This window comes from Pseudomonas lundensis, from assembly GCF_001042985.1.
Lineage (GTDB): Bacteria > Pseudomonadota > Gammaproteobacteria > Pseudomonadales > Pseudomonadaceae > Aquipseudomonas > Aquipseudomonas lundensis.
The window spans coordinates 16,732-36,555 of record NZ_JYKY01000027.1 but is presented as its reverse complement, the minus strand read 5'-3'; the positions used below and the strand labels follow the sequence as shown (position 1 = coordinate 36,555).

The 19,824-nt window shown below is 64.0% G+C and carries 24 protein-coding genes; 10 read left to right on the top strand and 14 right to left on the bottom strand.

The annotated features are described in order from the left end of the window. Position 1 precedes the first annotated feature (1 nt). The 8 genes from gspF to gspM are packed head-to-tail and all read left to right on the top strand — an operon-like array spanning position 2 to position 5,464. Positions 2-1,201: a type II secretion system inner membrane protein GspF gene (gene gspF, locus TU74_RS18675; protein WP_048377316.1), complete on the top strand. Its 1,200-nt coding sequence runs from the start codon at positions 2-4 to the stop codon at positions 1,199-1,201. A gap of 3 nt (positions 1,202-1,204) precedes the next feature. Continuing rightward, positions 1,205-1,645: a type II secretion system major pseudopilin GspG gene (gene gspG / locus TU74_RS18670; RefSeq protein WP_048377315.1), complete on the top strand. Its 441-nt coding sequence runs from the start codon at positions 1,205-1,207 to the stop codon at positions 1,643-1,645. Between the two features lie 3 nt (positions 1,646-1,648). Beyond that, the gene (gene gspH / locus TU74_RS18665) at positions 1,649-2,131 is read left to right on the top strand and encodes a type II secretion system minor pseudopilin GspH (protein ID WP_048377314.1); all 483 of its coding nucleotides are present in this window, start codon (positions 1,649-1,651) and stop codon (positions 2,129-2,131) included. After that, the gene (gene gspI / locus TU74_RS18660) at positions 2,128-2,499 is read left to right on the top strand and encodes a type II secretion system minor pseudopilin GspI (RefSeq protein ID WP_048377313.1); all 372 of its coding nucleotides are present in this window, start codon (positions 2,128-2,130) and stop codon (positions 2,497-2,499) included. Before gspH ends, gspI begins: the two co-directional genes overlap by 4 nt. After that, on the top strand, positions 2,489-3,052 hold the full coding sequence (locus TU74_RS18655) for a type II secretion system protein GspJ (RefSeq protein ID WP_047291487.1): 564 nt from the start codon (positions 2,489-2,491) through the stop codon (positions 3,050-3,052). The genes gspI and TU74_RS18655 overlap by 11 nt, the downstream gene beginning before the upstream one ends. Then, positions 3,049-3,909, top strand: a complete 861-nt coding sequence (locus TU74_RS18650) for a type II secretion system protein GspK (protein WP_048377312.1) — start codon at positions 3,049-3,051, stop codon at positions 3,907-3,909. Before TU74_RS18655 ends, TU74_RS18650 begins: the two co-directional genes overlap by 4 nt. Further along, entirely contained in the window at positions 3,906-5,012 is a 1,107-nt protein-coding gene (gene gspL / locus TU74_RS18645; RefSeq protein ID WP_048377311.1) for a type II secretion system protein GspL, read from the top strand. Before TU74_RS18650 ends, gspL begins: the two co-directional genes overlap by 4 nt. Beyond that, a complete protein-coding gene (gene gspM / locus TU74_RS18640; RefSeq protein ID WP_048377310.1) occupies positions 5,009-5,464 on the top strand; it encodes a type II secretion system protein GspM in 456 nt (151 codons plus the stop codon). Before gspL ends, gspM begins: the two co-directional genes overlap by 4 nt. Here the strand turns inward: gspM and TU74_RS18635 are convergent. After that, positions 5,451-6,683: an MFS transporter gene (locus TU74_RS18635; RefSeq protein ID WP_414860395.1), complete on the bottom strand. Its 1,233-nt coding sequence runs from the start codon at positions 6,681-6,683 to the stop codon at positions 5,451-5,453. The genes gspM and TU74_RS18635 overlap by 14 nt on opposite strands. 169 nt (positions 6,684-6,852) lie before the next feature. Between TU74_RS18635 and TU74_RS18630 the strand changes: the two genes are divergently transcribed. After that, on the top strand, positions 6,853-7,752 hold the full coding sequence (locus TU74_RS18630; protein ID WP_047273013.1) for a LysR family transcriptional regulator: 900 nt from the start codon (positions 6,853-6,855) through the stop codon (positions 7,750-7,752). A 1-nt stretch (position 7,753) separates the two neighbouring features. Here TU74_RS18630 and TU74_RS18625 read toward each other — a convergent pair whose 3' ends face one another. Continuing rightward, a complete protein-coding gene (locus TU74_RS18625; protein WP_047273014.1) occupies positions 7,754-7,933 on the bottom strand; it encodes a DUF6124 family protein in 180 nt (59 codons plus the stop codon). Positions 7,934-8,452: 519 nt separating this feature from the next. Here TU74_RS18625 and TU74_RS18615 point away from each other — a divergent pair. Beyond that, positions 8,453-8,740 carry an addiction module antidote protein gene (locus tag TU74_RS18615; protein WP_047273015.1) on the top strand — a complete coding sequence of 96 codons (288 nt, stop codon included), beginning with the start codon at positions 8,453-8,455 and terminating at the stop codon, positions 8,738-8,740. A gap of 22 nt (positions 8,741-8,762) precedes the next feature. Here TU74_RS18615 and TU74_RS18610 read toward each other — a convergent pair whose 3' ends face one another. From TU74_RS18610 to TU74_RS18555, 12 genes are read right to left on the bottom strand one after another with little or no spacing between them, the layout of a single operon-like run. Then, the gene (locus TU74_RS18610) at positions 8,763-9,209 is read right to left on the bottom strand and encodes a hypothetical protein (RefSeq protein ID WP_047274957.1); all 447 of its coding nucleotides are present in this window, start codon (positions 9,207-9,209) and stop codon (positions 8,763-8,765) included. A 29-nt stretch (positions 9,210-9,238) separates the two neighbouring features. Continuing rightward, complete coding sequence (locus tag TU74_RS18605; RefSeq protein WP_048377309.1) at positions 9,239-9,679, bottom strand: hypothetical protein; 441 nt, start codon at positions 9,677-9,679, stop codon at positions 9,239-9,241. A 19-nt stretch (positions 9,680-9,698) separates the two neighbouring features. Next, entirely contained in the window at positions 9,699-10,925 is a 1,227-nt protein-coding gene (locus tag TU74_RS18600) for a beta-ketoacyl-ACP synthase (protein ID WP_048377308.1), read from the bottom strand. After that, on the bottom strand, positions 10,925-11,653 hold the full coding sequence (gene fabG / locus TU74_RS18595; RefSeq protein ID WP_048377307.1) for a 3-oxoacyl-ACP reductase FabG: 729 nt from the start codon (positions 11,651-11,653) through the stop codon (positions 10,925-10,927). The genes TU74_RS18600 and fabG overlap by 1 nt, the downstream gene beginning before the upstream one ends. After that, positions 11,646-12,113: a hotdog family protein gene (locus tag TU74_RS18590; protein ID WP_047273020.1), complete on the bottom strand. Its 468-nt coding sequence runs from the start codon at positions 12,111-12,113 to the stop codon at positions 11,646-11,648. The genes fabG and TU74_RS18590 overlap by 8 nt, the downstream gene beginning before the upstream one ends. Further along, on the bottom strand, positions 12,110-13,294 hold the full coding sequence (locus TU74_RS18585; protein WP_048377306.1) for a beta-ketoacyl-[acyl-carrier-protein] synthase family protein: 1,185 nt from the start codon (positions 13,292-13,294) through the stop codon (positions 12,110-12,112). The genes TU74_RS18590 and TU74_RS18585 overlap by 4 nt, the downstream gene beginning before the upstream one ends. Next, positions 13,291-13,818 (bottom strand): DUF3261 domain-containing protein, encoded by a 528-nt coding sequence (locus tag TU74_RS18580; protein ID WP_082149898.1) that lies wholly within the window; start codon positions 13,816-13,818, stop codon positions 13,291-13,293. Before TU74_RS18580 ends, TU74_RS18585 begins: the two co-directional genes overlap by 4 nt. Continuing rightward, a complete protein-coding gene (locus TU74_RS18575) occupies positions 13,815-14,543 on the bottom strand; it encodes a class I SAM-dependent methyltransferase (RefSeq protein WP_047291499.1) in 729 nt (242 codons plus the stop codon). The genes TU74_RS18580 and TU74_RS18575 overlap by 4 nt, the downstream gene beginning before the upstream one ends. Next, entirely contained in the window at positions 14,540-15,787 is a 1,248-nt protein-coding gene (locus TU74_RS18570; protein ID WP_088500214.1) for an NAD(P)/FAD-dependent oxidoreductase, read from the bottom strand. The genes TU74_RS18575 and TU74_RS18570 overlap by 4 nt, the downstream gene beginning before the upstream one ends. Further along, a complete protein-coding gene (locus TU74_RS18565; RefSeq protein WP_047291501.1) occupies positions 15,778-16,938 on the bottom strand; it encodes a hypothetical protein in 1,161 nt (386 codons plus the stop codon). The genes TU74_RS18570 and TU74_RS18565 overlap by 10 nt, the downstream gene beginning before the upstream one ends. Further along, positions 16,935-19,247 carry an MMPL family transporter gene (locus tag TU74_RS18560; RefSeq protein ID WP_048377305.1) on the bottom strand — a complete coding sequence of 771 codons (2,313 nt, stop codon included), beginning with the start codon at positions 19,245-19,247 and terminating at the stop codon, positions 16,935-16,937. Before TU74_RS18560 ends, TU74_RS18565 begins: the two co-directional genes overlap by 4 nt. Next, a complete protein-coding gene (locus TU74_RS18555) occupies positions 19,237-19,800 on the bottom strand; it encodes an outer membrane lipoprotein carrier protein LolA (protein WP_047273056.1) in 564 nt (187 codons plus the stop codon). The genes TU74_RS18560 and TU74_RS18555 overlap by 11 nt, the downstream gene beginning before the upstream one ends. Between the last annotated feature and the right edge of the window lie 24 nt (positions 19,801-19,824).

Genomic DNA, 19,824 nt, shown 5'->3' with positions numbered 1-19,824 from the left:
CATGCCCACGTTCGACTATCGCGCGCAGGACGCCAATGGCCGCACCTGCCGGGGCCAGCAGCACGCTGACAGCGCACGGCATGCGCGGCAACGCTTGCGCGAGCGCGGTTTGCGCCCCCTTCAGGTGAGCGAAGCCAGCGTCGGCCGGACGGCGGGGCGTTTCGGGCAGCCCGGCACACGCTTGGGCGTGCCCGATCTGGCCTTGTTGACCCGCCAATTGTCGACGCTGGTGCATGCCGGCCTGCCCCTTGAAGAAGCGTTGCTGGCCGTGGCCGCGCAAACCGACAAGCGCAAGGTCGGCAGCTTGCTGGCGGCGGTGCGCAGCCGTGTCATGGAAGGCCATTCGCTGGCCACCGCGCTGTCGGCGTTCCCCGCGTTGTTCTGCGCCACCGTCGCGGCGGGCGAACGCAGCGGTCATCTGGGGCACGTGCTTGAGCAATTGGCTGACTACACCGAAGCCCGTCATGCCGCGCGCCAAAAGATCCAGCTGGCGCTGGTGTACCCGATGATCTTGTTGTTTGCGTCGTTGGCCATCGTCGGTTTTTTGCTGGGGTATGTGGTCCCGGACGTGGTGAAAATTTTCGTCAACAGCGGCCAGGCCCTGCCGGTGCTCACCCAGGCCATGATTGCCCTGAGCACCGGGCTGCGCCGCTACGGCGTGCTCTTGCTGATCGTCCTGATCGCCGGGGTGGGCGCTGCCCGCTGGGCCTTGCGCCAGCCCCGGCTGACCTTGCGCTGGCACGGCTTGCTGCTCGACGCGCCGGTGGTGGGCGGCGTACTGCGGGCCATGGAAGCGGCGCGTTTTGCCAGCACCCTGTCGATCCTGGGCAAAAGTGCCGTGCCGCTGGTGGATGCGCTGGAAATCTCGGCCACGGTCATCGCCAACCTGGCGATCCGCCAACGCCTGCACGAGGTCGCCCGTTCGGTGCGCGAAGGCGGGACCCTGGCCCGGGGCCTGGAACGCAGCGGCGATATCCCGCCCATGATGCTGCACCTGATTGCCAGCGGCGAACGCGCCGGTGAGCTTGACAACATGCTGGCCCGGGCCGCCGAGCAACAGGAAAAAACCCTCGCCGCCCGCATCGCCCTGGTGGTGAGCCTGTTCGAACCCATCATGCTGGTGCTCATGGGCGGCGTCGTTTTATTGATCGTGATGGCCATCCTCCTGCCCATTCTTAGCCTCAATCAACTGGTGAATTGACTGATGAATACCTCCTCGAAATCGACCCAACGCGGCTTCACCCTGATCGAAATCATGGTGGTCGTGGTCATCATCGGCGTGCTCGGCGCCATTGTGGTGCCGCAATTCATGAGCCGCCCGGATCAGGCCAAAGTCACGGCCGCACGCACGGACATTCAGGCCATTTCCACGGCGCTGGAAATGTACCGCCTGGACACCTTCAACTACCCCTCCACCCAGCAAGGCCTCGACGCGTTGAGCACACGTCCGTCCGGTACGCCGGTGGCGAAAAACTGGAACCCTCAGGGTTACCTGAAAAGCCTGCCGCTCGACCCTTGGGGCACGCCCTATCAGTATTCCAACCCCGGCACCCATTCGGCCGGTTACGACCTGTTTTCCTTCGGCGCCGATGGCGTGGCCGGGGGCGAGGGCTATGCAGCCGACATCGGTAACTGGAGCGAGTGAGCCATGCGGCGCGCGGTGGCAGGGTTTACCTTGATCGAAATGATGGTGGTCATTGTGCTGATCGGCGTGATGGCGTCGATGGTGCGCATCAGTCAGGGCGACAACCACGCGCGGCTGGCGCGTCAGGAGGCTGACGTGCTGCTGAACCTGATGCACGGCCTGCGTGAAAAAGCCGTGCTCGAAGGGCTCGAATTCGGCTTGCGGCTGGAGCCGACGGCCTACCAACTGATGGGCTTCACGCAGGACCAATGGCAGCCCTTGCAACCTGCCGTGCCACTGCCCGACGGGCTGCAACTGGCCTTGACCCTCGAAGGCCAGTCTCACCCGCTCCACGACAGCGCCCACCGGCCACAGTTGATATGGCTGAGCAGCGACGAAAACACCGCCTTTGATCTGCACCTTGAGAGCCCGCCGGTGCGCTGGCGCAGCATCGTCAGCGACGGTCTGAACGACGCGCGCATCGACGACAACGGCTCACCACCATGAAGGCTGAAAAAGGCTTCACCTTGTTGGAGATCATGGTCGCGCTGGCCGTCTTCGCCACCCTGTCGGCCGCGATCATGTCGGCCAGCAGCTATGTGCTGGGGCACAGCGCACGGGTCGAGTCGCGCTTGTTCGCCGCCTGGTTGGCCGACAACCACCTGAGCGACTTGCAACTGCGCCCGCAGCCGCTGGCAGAAGGGCAAACGGTCCTTAACCTCACGTTTGCGCAGCGGGACTGGCGCGTGCAGCAGCGCCTCGCACGCGAGCCCGGCACAGGGCTGTGGCGGGTTGAGCTGGAGGTCAGCCCGGCGGGCAGCGCACAGGTCATGCAGTCGCGGGTGCATTGGCTGGCAGTCCACCATGCGCCCTAACGCCCAGGCCGGTTTTACCTTGCTCGAACTGGTCATCGCCATGGCCATTTTTACCCTGCTGGGGATTGGCTGCTGGCGCCTGTTTGACGGGGTGGTGCGCGCCGAGCGTGCCAGCAGTGCCCATGAACAGGCGCTGCGCAGCTTGCAACGGGCGGTGGCGTTGATCGAGCGCGATGCCTTGCACGTGCACACTTCGGCCAAGTCGCCCGGCCTGACGCTCTATCCCGACCGGCTCAACCTGCGCCGGGGTAACTGGCGCAATCCGCTGGGCCAACCGCGCAGCGAACTGCAAGACGTCAGCTACCGGCTGGAGCAGGGCGTGCTGTGGCGTTACAGCCAGGGCGTGGGCGTGGCCGGAGTGCAAAAACAGCAACTGTTGAGCGATGTGCGCGCCGTGCGCTGGCGCCTGTTTGATGCCAAGACCGGCTGGCTCAACGCGTGGCCCACCCGCAAGGCCTATGGGAAAAAGACCCCGCAAGCCCTTGAACTCCAGATATCAGTGGGCCGTTTTGAGCAGGTGCGCCGCGTGATGTTGCTGCCGGAGGGAGAATGAAGCGCTGCGCCCAGCAAGGCGTGGCCCTGATCACCGTGTTGCTGGTGATGAGCCTGGCCTTGCTGATGACGGCCGGGATGCTGCGCAGCCAGCGGCTGTCGCTGCACAGCAACGCCCAACAAATCCATCAATTGCAGTTGCGCCAGCTGGGTTTCGTCGGCGAAGCCTGGGGCCGCGAGCGCTTGCGCACGCTGTTGCCCGACCCCGCGTCACCGGTGGCGGCCGGGCAAGCCTGGGCCGAGGGCGAACCGGGCTTGAGCCTCGAAGACGGCCGGGTGGAGGTTGACATCGAAGACCTCAGCGGGCGTTTCAACGTCACCGCTCTGCTGACCAAAGGCCCGCCCGACGACGCCGTCGCCCAGCGCTGGTTGCGCCTGCAAAAACAGCTCAAGGTCCCGGCGATCGAGGCCACCGCATTTCAGGGTTTGAGCTTGAGTGACATCAGCCAGTTGCGGCAGGTGCCGGGGGTCGATGCCCAATGGTGGGCGCGCATGCAACCTTGGGTCGCCCTGCTGGACAAAGGCGCGCGGCTCAACCTCAACACCGCCTCCGTCACGCTGCTGTCCTCGTTGGCGGGGATCACCCCCGATCTGGCCCGCCGCCTGGTGGCCGAGCGGCCTGCTCAAGGCTATGCCAGCGTCGAAGCGTTTACCTTTCTCCCGGCGCTGAGGGGGCTTGGTATTCCGGCCAATGGCCTGGGCATCGACAGCCACCGGTTTCGGATCACCACCCACGTGCGCCTGGGTCAGAGTCGCTTGCGTCTGGAAAGTGACGTCGCGCGCCACTCCACCACCGGCCAATGGCGTCTTTTGCAGCGACGCTTTCTCGCGCCCCTACACAGCGAACCCCACGAATGAACAGCTGGCTCTACCTCCCCGCCGAAGACTTTGCCCGCAGCGACGACATCGACTTCACACGTGCCTGCGTTCACTTCTGGCAGGACGACACCGGCGTGTGCCGTGGCGGGCTGCACGACGCCGCCACGGCGTTCCGGCACCACCCCGTGCAGGTGATCGTGCCCATGGAAATGTGCAGCTGGTTGCTGACCGAGCCCTGGCCCAACAAGCGACGGCCCGGCCTTCAGGCGCTGGCCTTCGCCGTTGAAGAACAACTGGCTGACGATCTCGACGCGCTGCATATCGCCGTAGGCCCGATGGACGCGCAGCGCCGCTACCCCTTATGGGTGACGCACAAACAGCGCTTCAGCCGCGTGCTCGACCAGTTGCAGGCGCTGGGCTTGGACATCGCCAGCGTGCGGGTGGATGCCGACTTGCTGCCTCGCAAACAGGCCTGCGCAGCGCGCTGTCACGGGCGCTGGCTCGTCGGCGGCGCGCAGGACCTCAGGCTGGCGCTCTCGGATCAAGACTACGACACCGTGAAAGCCGGGCTACCCGCCGACCTCATCGAATTACCGGGCGAGCGCCTCAACACGCTGTTGAGTGCGTCCGGCGGCGAGGCGATCAACTTGTTGCAAGGACCCTTTCGTCCGGCGGCCAAAGCCCTGCCGTGGCGTAGCGTCTGCTGTTGCGTGGGGCTGACGTTGGCCATTGCGCTGGGCTTCACCCATGCGCGCAGCAGCTACCTCGAAACCCAGGCCGCCCGCCTGTACGCACTGAGTGAAGAACGCTTCAACATCCTCTATCCGGGCCAAACCAGCCGTCTGGATTTGGCGACGCAGCTCAGAGGGTTACAGCAACGGGGCGGGGCGCCCGCCGACGGCCACATGGTGCGTCTGGCCCATTTGGTCGAACAGGTGATCGGCGCCAGCAGCGTCGATGTCCAGCGCCTTGAGTGGCGTGAACATGGCGGCTGGGCCTTGACCATCACGGCGTCCAGCTTCGCTGAGCTTGAGCGGTTGCGTGAGCGGGGCGAGCAAAGTGCGCTGCCGATCAACGTGGGCAATGCCCGTCAGCACGGCAAGCGGGTGCAAGCCTTACTCACACTTGAGGATATTTTATGAAGGCTCGTCTGCGTGAGGGGGTGCAAACGTGGCAGCAACTGCCGCGCCGCGACCGCCAATTGTGCGTGGCGCTGGCGGTGTTTCTGTCGGGCGTGCTGGCCGTGTACGGCCTGTGGCAACCGACGCAGCAGCGCCTGCAAACGGCGCAGGCGCTCTATTACAAAAACCTTGCCCTGGCCGGTGAAATACAGCGCACACGGCCCGCCCAGCCGATGAAAGTCCCCGATCAACCGCTGGCCACCCGCCTTAGTGAAAGCGCCGTGGCCGCCGGGTTGAACGTCGAGCAATTTGAGATGGATACCGACGTGCTGCGCGTCACCGTCAGTGCCGAGGCAGGCGCGTTACTGACCTGGCTGGCGCGCATCGAGCATGAAGGCGCCGAGTTCCAGAGCCTGCACCTGGAAAAACGCGACCGCCTGCTTGAAGCCCGGCTCGTCATCAAGCGTGTTTGATATTGCCCGGCAGTGCGGGCAAACGCGCCAGGTGCAGCGCCACCAACAGGGCAACCACCAACAGCGCGCCAATGAACAGGCCGATGCCGTTCCAGCCCGCCAAGTGCCAGAACACACCGCCCAGCGTCCCGGCAACACTCGACCCGGCGTAATAACTGAACAGGTACAGCGACGACGCTTGCCCCTTGGCCTTGGTGGCGCGGCGGCCGATCCAACTGCTGGCCACCGAATGCGCGCCGAAAAAGCCAAACGTGAACAGCAACATGCCGATCACCACCCACGCGATGGGCTCCAGCAGGGTCAGGGCGATCCCGGCAAGCATCAACACAATCACGGCCCACAGCACTTTGCGACGCCCCAGTTTGTCAGCCAGCGCGCCAATCTGTGCCGAGCTGTAAATGCCTGACAAATACACGATGGACAGCAAGCCCACCACGGCCTGATTCATGTTGTACGGATCGGCCAACAAGCGATAACCGATGTAGTTGAACAGCGTCACAAAGCTGCCCATCAGCAAAAAGGCTTCGAGAAACAGCCACGGCAAACCGGCATCGCGAAAGTGCATGGTGAAGCCGTCCAGCAGGCTGCGCGGGTTCATCGCCCGCGGCCGGAAATTGCGCGATTCGGGGAGGATTTTCACGAACACCAGCGCGGCCGCCATGGCCAGCCCGCCGATCACCAGCATCGCCGTGTGCCAGCTCACAAAATCGATCAGCACGCCGCTGATCAAACGCCCGCTCATGCCACCAATGGCGTTGCCGCCGATGTACAAGCCCATGGCCAGCCCGATGTGCTGCGGGTGAATTTCTTCGCTCAGGTACGTCATCGCCACGGCCGCCAGCCCGCTGAGCGACAACCCCACCAGGGCCCGTGTGATGAGCACGCCTTCCCACGTGGGCATCAGCGCACTCAATACGGTAAAGATCGACGCCGAAAACAGCGCAAACACCATCACCGGTTTACGGCCGAAGGCGTCAGAAATCGGCCCGGTAATCAGCAGACCAATGGCCAGCATCGCCGTGGCCACCGACAGGATCAGGCTGCTTTGCGCCGCGTTGATCCCGTATTCATGGGACAGCACCGGCATCATCGGCTGCACGCAATACAGCAACGCAAACGTCGCGAACCCACCCGAGAACAGCGCCAGTACCGTGCGCATAAACATCGGGGTGCCTTTTTCGATAAACACATCATTGAGTTCAGCGACACCATCATCCAGCGCAGACGGCCGGACTTCGTGGGCGAGCGGGGCGACAGCAGTTTTCACGGGGGACCTCAAAAAGCGCGTAAAGCCGAGCGGCAATGGCAAAAGAATATAGGCGGCTAACGATTCTTTCCAATATATTGTTCGACCTGTTTGATAGGTTTTACGACTCATTGGAGAGGGTATGGAACTGCGTCATTTGCGCTACTTCATCGCCGTGGCCGAAGAGCTGCACTTTGGCCGTGCCGCCCAGTTGCTGGGCATCTCGCAACCGCCGCTGAGCCAGCAAATACAAGCGCTGGAGCAGGAACTGGGGGCTCGTCTGTTCGAGCGCACCAACCGCCGCGTCGCCCTCAGTGAAGCCGGGCGCCTGTTTCTCGAAGAGGCCCGTCGGGTGCTGGCGCAGGTCGACAAGGCCGCCGACGTGGCGCGGCGGGCGCAACTGGGTGAACTGGGCGAACTGAAGATCGGCTTTACCTCCTCGGCGCCGTTCAGCTCCAGCATTCCGCAAGCGATTTTTGCCTTCCGGCAAGCGTTCCCGGCGGTGCACTTGCACCTCAAGGAAATGAGCAGCCGCGAAGTGGCCGACGGGCTGGTGGACGAATCCATCGAAGTGGGGATGATGCGGCCGTTGGTCTTGCCCGATTCTCTGCACGCCGTGGAGTTGTTTCGCGAACCGCTGGTGGCCGTGATCCGCGCCGATCACCCGCTGGCTGACGGCAGTGAAGCGGGGCTGCACCTGGCGGCGCTGGCCGAAGAGCCGTTTGTGTTCTTCCCGCGCAGCTATGGCAGCGGCTTGTACGCGCAATTACTGAGCCTGGCGCGGCAGGCCGGGTTCAGCCCGCACTTCTCCCAGGAAGCCGGCGAGGCCATGACCATCATCGGGTTGGTGTCGGCGGGGTTGGGCGTCTCGGTATTGCCCGCCTCGTTCCAGCACATGCGCATCAAAGGCGTGGTGTACCGGCCGCTGCTGGACCCGGACGCCAACACCGCGGTGTGGCTGGTGCAGCGCAAGGGCAGTCAGTCACCGATGGCCACGGCGTTTGCAGACCTGCTGACCCGCAAAACCGTGGCCCCGGTCTGAGTCAGGCCAGCAACCGGTCCACTGCCGTACGGGCCTGTTGAATCAGGTGCACCACTGCCAGCGCCACATCGCGGTTCAAGCCTTGCAGGTTGTCCGCCGAGGCGTACGCCGTCGCAAGCGCGCAGCGCAGTAATTCGTGGGTGTGTTCCAGGTGTTGTTCGTATTCGGGGGTGTGGTTCATGCGCAGTTCCTTAAGTGATAAGAGCTGACGCCATTTGCTTGCACACAAAGAGGGTGGCAGCTGTATGCGGGTGTGCAAGACCGGAGGAACGCAAACCGGCAGGCCAAAGACCTCCCACATACAGCCGCCATAAATCGGGCTTCTGAAAGTGACATTTGCGTATTTCGAACTTGCACGTCCGGCCACCCATGGGGGATGACGAACCGGAGGCTATCGATCGAAAGAGACAGACGCAAGGCCCGTGGATTCTCTAGGAAACGTCCTGCAAAGGAAAGCGACAACCCCTCCGACCCGGCCCGCAGCTTGGCAACGGCTACCTGACGAGAAGCCCTTTCTGACGAAAGGAAATCGCAGTGGATGATGTCGAAGATGTTGCTTGTGGGCTACAAATTGCTGGCTGTACGTGATGCAACCTGGCCGCCAATGGATCCTCCTGCTCTGTGCAGGCGACAAGACCACCCAGATGCGCGACATCAAGCACGCCAGGCTGATTGCCCATGCGTGGAAGGAGCAAAACCTGTGACTGAACATTTCTCACGCTGGGACACGGCTGAAGGCCTCAAGACCGAAGAGGACATCGGTCATTACCTTCAAGCCTGCATGGAAGAAGCGGGCGACGACCCTGCCTTTATTGCCAAGGCACTGGGCACCATTGCGCGAGCGCGCGGCATGAGTCAGGTGGCGCGCGATGCAGGACTCTCCAGAGAAAGCCTGTACCGCGCGCTGTCCGGGGAAGGAAACCCCGAGTTCGGCACGCTGCTTAAAGTGGCCAAGGCGCTGGGGTTAAAGCTGCACCTTTCCCTCTAATCGCCTGCCGTGTCACCAGGCTTCAGTTCACCTTCGCCAGATCACCTTTCAACGCAACACCCGCAATCACGGCGCCCGCATGGCACTCGTAGGTTTTCGGGTCTTTGCGTTCGTTGCGTTTGTAGAAGCTGGCGATGTTGGTCACGGCGTTGGCACCGACTTTTTTCGCCGCTTCATGCATCGTGATCAGCGCCGATTGCAGGGCCCACGAACAGGCTTGTTCGTCGCTCTTGTTGAAGGCGTTGGTTTTTTTGTTGGTCACCGCGCCCGGGCTGACCACGGTCACTTTGCCGCGCGGGGTGTTGCCGGCCAGGTAGAACTTGACGCTGCCGTCGATCTTGCCGGTGCTGATGGCTTCGGTCACAACCTGATCGAAGGGCAGGTACAGCGCGGTGTCGCGGGCCTGGCTGACGGCAGGCAGGGTGCACAGCAGCAGGGTGGTGGCGGCTGCCAGAGTGTTGAATCGCATTGAAGTCTCCATGACGTTGTATGAGTGCGTTACTGCGGTGTGGCCAAAGCCGATTCAGACAGCTGTCGGGCTGTCAGTTCGTTTTGGTGGTCTTTGAGTTCACGCAAGATGCCCTTGTCCAGCAGGCGCACCCAGCGGATGTAGTTCTTGTGGATCTTGCCGTCCTTGTAGTCCAGGCCGCGGCTGTCGCGGTACTGGATGCGGTAGTGGTCGGCGCTGTACGGGATGTCGATTTCAGCGTGGTACTGGCCGCGCACCGTGATCTGCGCCTGCACCCTGTTCGGGGTGATTTGCTGCACCGTCCATTGGCGCGCCACCAGCGTTTTGACGATCGCCTGTTGCATTTGCGCGCGGTCGGTCTTGAGGGTCACGGGCAGGGTGCGGTCCGGGGTGAGCAGGCGTTTGCTGCTGCACGCCACCGTGCTCAGGAGTGCGAGGGCGATCAGGGTTGCGCGTAGCAGGTGAGTCATTTCATGGGCTCCAGCGGGTTCACGCCCAGCGACGGAAGATCAACGACGTGTTGACCCCGCCGAACGCAAAGTTGTTGTTCATCACGTACTCGTTGTGCATCGGGCGAAACTCGTCGCGCAGGTAGTCCAGCTCGCCACACCGCGGGTCGATGTGGTCCAGATTGAGCGTTGGCACGTAGCGGTCGCGGTTCATCATTTCGATGCTGAACCAGGACTCCAGCGCCCCACAGGCGCCGAGGGTGTGGCCCAAAAAGCTTTTTTGCGAACTGATGGGCATGCGCGCCCCGAACAGCGCATGGGTGGCCAGGGTTTCGGCAATGTCGCCCTGCTCGGTGGCGGTGCCGTGGCCGTTCACGTAGCCGATGGCCCGGGGCTCAAGGCCGGCGTCTTCGAGCGCCAGCTCCATCGCCCGGCGCATGGTGCTGACCTCCGGGCGCGTGGTGTGCTGGCCGTCGGCGTTGCTGCCAAAACCGACGATTTCGGCATGGATGTGCGCGCCTCGCGCCTGTGCGTGTTCCAGTTCTTCGAGCACCAGCATGCCGCCGCCTTCACCGATCACCAGCCCGTCACGGCCATTGTCGTAAGGGCGCGGGCTGGTCTGGGGGGCGTCGTTTTTCAGGCTGGTGGCGTACAGGGCGTCGAACACCATGGCTTCGGTCGGGCACAGCTCTTCGGCGCCGCCGGCGAGCATCAGGGGCAAGCGCCCGAACTTGATCGCCTCGTAGGCGTAGCCGATGCCCTGACTGCCGCTGGTGCAGGCGCTGGAGGTCGGGATCAGGCGCCCGGTGAGGCCAAAAAAGATGCTGATATTGGCCGCCGTGGTGTGCGGCATCATGCGCACGTAGCTGTTGGCGTTCAGGCCTTCGGCCACGGAGTTGAGCAGCATGTTGCCGAACGCTTTGATCTCGTCCGTGCTGCCGGTGGACGACCCGCACGCCACACCCATGCGCCCGTCGCGGATGATCGGGTTGCCCAGCAAACCGGCGTCTTGCAACGCCTGCTCGGCGGCGCCCACGGCCAGCCGCGACACGCGGCCCATGCTGCGCAGCTGCTTGCGGGTCCAATGCGCGGGCACCGCAAAGTCATCGATGGGCCCGGCCAGGCGGGTGTTAAGTTCAGTGAACCGGTCCCACTCGTCCATGCGCCGAATGCCGCTGTGCCCGGCCATGAAGTTGGCTTCGATGCTGGCCCAGTCGCTGCCCAGCGAGGTGATGCCGGCCATGCCGGTGACGACAACGCGTTTCATCAGCACAAGCCTCCGTTGACGGCCAGCACCTGGCGGGTGATATAGCCCGCCTCGGCGGACATCAAAAAGTTGACCGCGCCTGCGACTTCTTCCGGGGTGCCCATGCGTTGCGCGGGGATCATTTTCATCAATTCTTCAACGGGGACGTTTTCGTCAAGCATGGCGGTGTCGATCAAACCCGGCGCGACGCAGTTGACGGTGATCTTGCGTTTGCCCAGCTCAATGGCCAGGGCCTTGGCGGCGCCGATCAGCCCGGCCTTGGAGGCGCTGTAATTGACCTGCCCGCGATTGCCGATCAGCCCCGACACCGAAGTGATGCACACAATGCGCCCGGCGGCGCGGCGGCGGATCATGGGCATCATCACCGGGTGCAACACGTTGTAAAAACCGTCGAGGTTGGTGCGCATCACCACGTCCCAGTCGTCTTCGCTGAGCGCGGGGAACGCGCCGTCACGGGTCAGCCCGGCGTTGAGCACCACGCCGTAATAGGCGCCGTGGGTCTCGACGTCGGTGTCGAGTGCGGCCTTGCAGGCGGCGCGGTCCGACACATCAAATTGCAGCACGCGGGCGCTGCGGCCCAGGGCGTGAACCTCGGCCATCACGGCATCGGCTTGCGGCCTGCCGCTGCGGCAATGCAGCACCAGGTCGAAACCGGCCTGCGCCAGACGCAGGGCGATGGCGCGGCCGATGCCACGGCTGGAGCCAGTGACCAAAATGGACTCAGACATGGCGGGTCTCCGAAGTGGGTTGAGCAAGGTAATGATCGGCCTGAGGCGGGCGGAACACGTTCAGGCGGGCGGTGGCATGGATGCCGGGGCCGGTGAGGTGGCACTCGAACACGCCCATGCCGTTGTCGTCTTCCAGCGAGCGCAGCGCGTGGATGTGCAGCTCGGTGCCCGCTGGGAAGTGTTCAACGTTGCATTCAAATTTGCGCGTGCCGAGCAAAAAGCCCAGCACCACCGGGTCGCCCAGCAGGCGCGCACGGCAACCGGCGTAGGCGGCCACGCTTTGCGCCATCAGTTCGACACCGACCCAGGCGGGCAGGCTGCCGTCTTCACGGTTGAACAAACCGCCCGCGCGCACCGTGAGGCGGGTGTGGATTTGTTCTTCATCAAACGCCAGCACCTGATCGATGAGGATCATGTCACCGGCGTGGGGCAGTAATTCGGCGAGCGGCCAATCGATCATGGGGCGTCTCCGATAATCAGGCTGACGTTATTGCCGCCGAAGGCAAACGAATTGCTCATCAGGCAGCGCTCAGCGGTCGTGGTCAGGGGTTGGCCGGGCGTCACCCAGTGCAGGGCGGGCAACGCCGGGTCGGGTTGGGCGTCCCACACGTGCGGCGCCAGCGCATTGCGCTCAAGGCTCAGCCAGCAAAAAGCAGCTTCCAGCGCACCGGCCGCGCCCAGGGTGTGGCCAGTCATGGGTTTGGTCGAGGAGCACGGCACGCCGTCCGGGAACACCTGCGCCACGGCCTGGCTTTCCATGGCGTCGTTGTGCTGGGTGGCGGTGCCGTGCAGGTTCAGGTAGGCGATCTGGTGCGGCTGCAATTGCGCCCGGCTCAAGGCCGTGTGCATGGCCTGCACGGCGCCGCGCCCGGAGGGTTCGGGGGCGGAAATATGGTGCGCGTCAGAACTGGCGCCCGCGCCCAGCAGGGCGATGGCGTGAGTGGTCGCCGGTTGCTTGCTCATCACGAACAGCACGGCGGCTTCACCGATGTTGATGCCGCGCCGGTTGATTGAAAACGGGTTGCAGCGTTCATCGGCCACCGCTTCGAGCGAGCAGAACCCGTTGAGGGTCAGCGCGCACAGGCTGTCGACACCGCCGCACAGCACCACGTCGCACAGGTTCATGTCCAGCAGGCGCTGGGCGCTCATCAGGGCGCGCGCGCTGGAGGTGCAGGCGGTGGAAATCACGTAGGCCGGGCCGCTGATGTTCAGCCACTCGGCCAAAAAGGTCGCCGGGGCGCTGAGTTCTTGCTGCTGGTAGTCGTAGTCGCCGGGGAAGTGCTGCGTTTGCAGGTAGTGGGCGATGCCACGGCTGGCTTCGTCGATGCCCGAGGTGCTGGTGCCCAGCACGATGGCCACGCGGTCAGCGCCGTAGGTGTCAATCGCCTGCCGGAGGTCGTCTTCAATCTGCAAGGCGGCTTCGAGCAACAATTGGTTATTGCGACTGCTTTGCTGATTGAGCCCGCTCGGGATCGACGCCAGCGCGCCGCGCACCGCGCCCACGGTCAGCGAGCGTTCCGGCACCCAGCCACTTTCTCGCTGCATGCCGCTGCAATCACCGGCAAACAGGTTGCGCGCCACTTCGTCCTGGCCCCGGCCCAGCGCGCACACAACACCCAAGGCATTCAGGTAGGCGGTCATCGGCTGGCCTCGCCATCCAGCGGGCTGATGTCGTAATACACATCGCCTTGGGTATTGATACGAAACGCCTGCGTCTGCTCGTACTGAATCATCCAGCGGTGGGGCAACACGCGCACAGTGGACATGGATTTGGCCTGTGGATAATTACGTTTCAATTCGTCGGCCGGGGTCAGCGCAAACAGCAGCGCGGCGAACAGCTCGCGGGCCTCAGGGTTGGGCGCCAGCAAGCCGTCGGCGTGCCAGCGGTTGTCCTTGAGCAACTGGCGCGCCAGCGGAATCCCCAGCGGGTCCATCAACGACCAGCGCAGCCCGGCGTCTTCCTGCTGGATCACCAGCAGCCAGTCTTGACGCTGATCGGCTTGCTGGCGCTGCACATGCAGCTGCATCGGCAGCGCCAGGGTCGGTGTCTGACGGGGCAGCGGCAGGGCGCTGCACCCGGTGAGCAACAGCAACAGGCACGTCAAGAGCGCCAGCATCCCCCGGCTGCGAGCCGAGCGCGCAATGGTCACGTCGGCACGCATCATGCCGAGGCGCCTTGCAGGGGCTTGCGCGCCACGACGTTGACCAGGGTTTCTTCGCGCTGGCCCACCGGTTTTGGGCGGCGCAGGCCCATGCGCTCCAGCAGCCCGAAATCCTTGGAACGGCTCCACCACAGGTACGGGTACGACACGTTGCGCGCGTCAAACTCAAACCCTTGGTCGCGGATCATCTCGAGGTATTGCGCGGCGCTTTTTTGCACGTGCATCGGGTGGCGGAACAGCCAGCGGATGACCCAGGTGTCGATGTAGGCTTCGGTGGACTCGGCAAACAGCAAGTAACCGCCCGGCTTGAGCACCCGGTAAAACTCGGCCAGTGCGCGGTCCTGCTGCACCAGGTGGTGAAACGTCTGGTGACAGAACAGCAGGTCGACGCTGGCATCGGGCATGTCGAGTTCGGCACAGTCGCTGCCGATCAGTTCGATGTCGAGCCCCTGGCGCCTGGCTTCTTCGCGGCTCATCTCAAGGCTCAGCGGGTCGGCATCCAGACCGATCAGACGGCCTGGGGCGAACGTCCGGTGCAGGTACTGGAACGACTTGCCCTGCCCGCACCCGGCGTCCAGCAGCACCGGCGCGGCAGGCAGCGGGTCGCTGAACAGGCTGCGCAGGTCGTTGATGGCCACGCGCAACACGTGGTGCTGCCACGTGTGGCTGCGCAAAAACCAAAAGCCGAAACGGGTTTCTTCAACGTAGGTGTCGCTCAGAGGTTTCATGCGGGCTCCGTGGCGCAGATATCGGACAGCATGCGCAACCGGCGCTTGGGTTCGCTGACAAAAGGGTTGCGTTCATCCCAGGCGTAGCCCGCCAGAATCGAGCTGATCATGCGGCGAATCTGTGGCGAGCTGCCGGGGTGGAAAATTACGTCCTGGAAGGTGCCGGCGTACCAGCCTTCGACGTAGCAGCGGAAGGTGTCGACACCGCGTTTGAGCGGGTCGGCGAACTCGGTTTGCCAGTCCACGGCTTCGCCTTGCAACTGGCGGTGCAACACGGCGGCGGCCATGCTCGCTGAGCGCATGGCAATGGTCACGCCCGAAGAAAACACCGGGTCGAGGAATTCGGCGGCGTTGCCCAACAGCGCAAAGCCCGGGCCGTGCAGGGTTTTGACGTTGGCCGAGTACCCGCTGAGGGTGCGCGCCGGGGTGTCCCACACGGCGTTGGCCAGCACCCGTTGCAGGCTCGGGGTCTCGTCGATAAAGCTGCGCAGGCGCTCGTCGAGGTCTTCGCTGCGGCCTGCGAAATGCTCCGCCGCCGCGACCACGCCCACCGAGCAGCGGCCATTGCTGAACGGGATGCTCCAGAACCAGATGTCGCGTTGGGTCGGGTGGGTGGTGACGAGGATTTTGTTGCGATCAAAACCGTCGCACGCGATGCGGTCTTCGACGTGGGTGAACACCGCCTGACGCACCGGGAAATTCGACGGTGCTTCCAGGTCAAGCAGGCGCGGCAGCACGCGGCCATAGCCGCTGGCGTCGAGGATAAAATCGGTTTCGACCTGATAGCGGCTGCCGTCTTCGCGCTCGATCTCCAGCCGCGGTTTGGCCCGCTCAATGTCAGTGGCGATCACGGTGTGGCCGTAGCGGATCTCAACCCCTTGCAGCGCGGCCTGGTCGGCCAGCAGTTTGTCGAAATCGGCGCGCTGTACCTGAAAGGTGGTGGGTTTGCCGTTGCTGAACGTGTCGCCAAAGTCGAACGCGCTGACGTGATCGCCCCAGGCGAAGGCCGCGCCGTTTTTCAACTGGAAACCCGCGGCTTGTACGGCGTCCAGCATGCCGGCTTCTTCGATGAAATCGATGCAATGCGACAACAGGCTTTCGCCGATGGAGAAACGCGGGAAGTGCTGGCGCTCGACGATCAACACATCGTGACCGTTGCGTTTGAGCAAGGCCGACGCGATCGCGCCGGACGGCCCGGCACCAATCACCACCACCTGACGACGTTCCATTTCTACTACTGACACAAGGGCTCCTTGCCGGGGACTACGGCAGACTTCAACGGGGTTTTGTTCATACCCGCCAGCGCCGGTAACAGCGTGGCGATCAGGCCCATCAGCATCAGCGCGAAGTACAGCGCGGGGCTGATGAGCTGTTGTTGCAACAACAGGTTGAGGAACACGATCTCGCTCAACCCGCGAATGTTCAGTAACAGGCTTTCACGCCAGCGGCTGGCACCGGCAAACGACGGCGTGGCCCAGCTCAGGCCCAGCCAGTTGCCCAGCACTTTGCTCACCACCGGCAACAGCAACAGCGCGCTCATTTGCAGCGGGCTGATGTCACTCAAAGCGCTGTGGACGTTGATCTGCACAATGCCAAATGTGAGGATCAGCGGGATCGCCAGCCAGGTGTGTAAACGTTCAGCCCAGACAGCGTTTAACGGCATCACCAGCGGCACCTTGAGCGCGGCCATGCACAACAGATAGCCGACCCCGAAAATCAGCGCATTGAGGCGGTAATGTTCGGCCACCACCAGCCCGGCAAAAAAGCTCAGGCTGTACCACAACGGCTGACGAATCCGCAGGAGGCGCCCAGCCAGCGGCAACAGGGCCCCGGCGAGCGGCAGCAGCAAACTGGCGAGGTCCAGGCTGCCTTGCGCCAGCCCGAACAGGGTCCAGCACGTGAGGTCGATCAGGATCGCGCTGTGCACCAGCCGCCGGGTAGCGGCGGGCGGATAACCGATGTGGCGCAGGTACAGGTACAGCACCGGGATGGCGGTGATGGCAAACACCAGCCCCACGGCCAGCGAACTCAGCCAGGGTTGCTCGGGCAACAGCCACACGGCGCAGGCCAGTCCGCAGGCGAACGGTACGAGAAAGCTGGGCAGGGCGATTTTTACACTTTGGCGGTCGAGGCGCAGGTCGATCACGTCGCTCAAAATGTGCCCCAGCAACAAGGCGAAACTCAGGCTGTACAAGCCCTTGAGCCAGGTCGGGGCGACCAGTTGCGCGCCGCTCAGGTGCCAGTGCGGCCCGATCCACAGCAGCATCAGCAGCGGCAAACCGATGGAGGCCAGCAGCAACTGGCTGACAATCGGGATCACGCCAAACTGGCGCCCTACACGGGTCGCCAGCGCAAACAGCGCCAAGGCCAGCAGCCAGAACACCAGGGTCATCACGCTGTAGGCTCCTGACGTGCGGCCCACGGCGCGAGGATGAAACTGAACGCCAGCCCCAGGCTCACCGACAGGCCAAAGTTACTCACGGCGGGCGTACTGGACACGGCCAGCAAGCCAAACGACAACCAGGTGGTCAGCGCCGCCAGCAATGTGCCGAGCAAGCTGACGGCCGCGCCGCCGATGTGCTCGCGCATCAGAATCGCGTAATCGACGCTGATCGCTGTCACCAGCAACAGGCCGAACAGGCTGAACAGCGTCAGGGGCTGGCCCAGCCAACCGAGGCTGGCGAGGCTGCACAGCGCGGCCAGCAGCGGCAGGGCGACAATGCGCACGGCGCCGCCCAACCCGAACGGTGCAATCAGCAACAACACGATCAGGGCGCAGGACAACAGCTTGAGTTCGGCGGCGCTGATTTGCGTGGCGGCGAACACCGTGTTCAGGTCCCCCAAGCGGTCGACCAGCTCGACGCCGGGCAAATCCCGGGCTTGCTCGCGCAGCAGGCTGGCATCGTTCAACCCTTGCAGGCTGACCATCGCGGCGACGCCGTCGGCGTCACGGCCCAGCCACAACAGGCGCCACGGCTCGGCCAGCGGCCCGTTCAGCGCAGCGTCGATGCGTTGCTCGGGCAGGGCTTGCAACTGGGCCAGTTCGTGTTGCAGCGCAGGAAGCGGCACGCCCAGCGCCAGCAGCGGTTGCCAATGCCGGGGCAACGCACTGAGCGCTGCCCGTAAGCGCTGTTGCTCGCGAGGCGGGCTGACCAACTGATTCAGCGCCAGATAGCCCTGTAACGTGCCCTTGCCGATCAACGCGTCCAGCCGTTCGCTGAGCGCGGCCTGGCGCTCCAGCAGTTGTTGCTCAGAGTCGGCGCGCACCAGAAAGAACTGACTGGTGGGCTGATACCCGGTGATGCGGGCGATGGCTTGCGCTTGGGTCATTAACTGCGGCGGTGCGCTGACCCACTGGCGGATGTCGTTTTTGCTGTTCAACTGCCACAGCCCTGCCGCACAGAACATCAGCAGCAGCGCCAGCAGCGCCGGGGTCGGGACTTTTTTCAGCAAGGCTTGGCGGGCGTTGAGCAAGAATTGGGCGACGTTCAACGGCCACTGCGCAGGTCGCAGCACCACGCCATTGAGCAAGGCGGGCAACAGGCACACGGCGCTCAGGTAGGCCCCGACCAACCCGGCGGCGGAAAAAATGGCGATCTGGGTCAGCGCCGGGAACGGGGTAAAGGCCAGTGCCAGATAACCGATGCAACTGGTGGCCAGGCTCAGGCTCAGGCCGGGTAACGTCAGGCGCAGGGCGGGCCAGCTGCGCCAGGGTTTCAGGCTCCAGCTTTTGGACAAGTAATGCAGCGGGTAATCCACCGCCACGCCGATCAGGCTGGAGCCCAGCACCAGCGTCATCACGTGCATGCTGCCAAAAAAGGCCACGCAGGCCACGGCACCGAACAGCATGCCCACCAGCACCGGCACGAACGCCAGCAGCACGCGCCAACGGCGAAATGCGAGCAGCAACAGCAGCACAATACCGACCGTGGCGCCGCCGCCGACCCAGGTGATTTCCCGGCTGGCTTGTTGCTGACCGCTGGCGGCGTACAGTAACCCGCTGGCGGCCAGCAGCTCGACCTGTTGCGTGGCCGCCTGCGCCCGGCTCTGCTCCAGCAAGGCCGCGACCTGCATGGGCAGGGTCAGGTCAAACGCATTGCCTTGCGTGCGGGCGCGTAACAGCACCCACTGTTTGCCGTCGGCATGGGCCATCAGCGCGCCGCTGCCGATGTCCAACTGCACCGCGCCACGCTGCGGCTGGCTGTTCTGTATGCGCCCGGTCAGGCCCAGCCAATCGTCTTGACTGGGCACCAGGCTGAAGCCGGTGAAGGGGTCGAACAACGCCTGAACCCGTTGCTCAATGAAAGCGTCCGGGTGCGCGATCAACTGTTCGCGGTCGGCGGCTGAGAGCATCGCCAGTCGTCCGCGCAGCAATTGTTCGCGCAGCGCCGGGAGATCGGCTTGCAGGTTCCATTGCACCTGTTCAAACAGGCCGCTGGCCTGCCATTGCTCCCCCAGTTGCTGGGCCATGTTGATGGCCTGCTGACGATCCGCGCTGCCCACCAGCACCAACATTTCGCGGTTCAGTGGCTCTTGCATGCGCTGTTCGGCGCGCAATTGCAGCGCGTCCGGGGCGTCGCCGGGCACCAGCGCCATCAGGTTGGCCGACAAGGGCGCGCCCTGGCGCCACTGCCAGCCCGCCACAGCGAGCACGGCCAGCAACAGGATCAAAAAGCCCCGTGGCAACCAGCGTTCACTGCGCAAAGTCGTGTTGCTCCGCTGCCGTCAACGGTTGATGGCTGATGCTGTTGTGCATCGTCAGCAGCGTGCTGTCGCCCTGGGTTTCGTGCAGCTCGATGCGTTGCACCAGCGCGCCGCCTTCGATGTCGATGTGCTTGAACACCTGTTTGAGCAGCAACGAACGCGGGGTCAGGGTCAGGTTCCAGTGATCGGCTTGGCCCTGCAGTTGCAGGTCGAAATCCCGTTGCAGGCCACTGCTGTCGCCTTGCAACACCGCGAGGAACAAGCGGTTCTGTTCCGCGCCAGCGCTTTTGCCGGGAAGCATCTGCCACTGCGTGCCGTCACGCCGGGCGATGCCCTGGGGGGTGATGCGGTAGTCCTGTTGCAACGGCGTTTTGAGTTGCCAGAGCAGGCCGTGGTCTTTGGCCAGCACGAAGGTGCCGGTGCTGGTGAGGGGTTTGGGCAGGGCGCGCAGGTGTTTTTCCTGGATGAAGTCGCCGTGGATGACGTGCGGCTTGGCCAGTTGTTCGCTGAGCTGTTGCAGGTCGAAGGCGTGGGCCAGCGGCGAGAAAGCCATAAGGGCGGCGATCAGCAGGCAGAG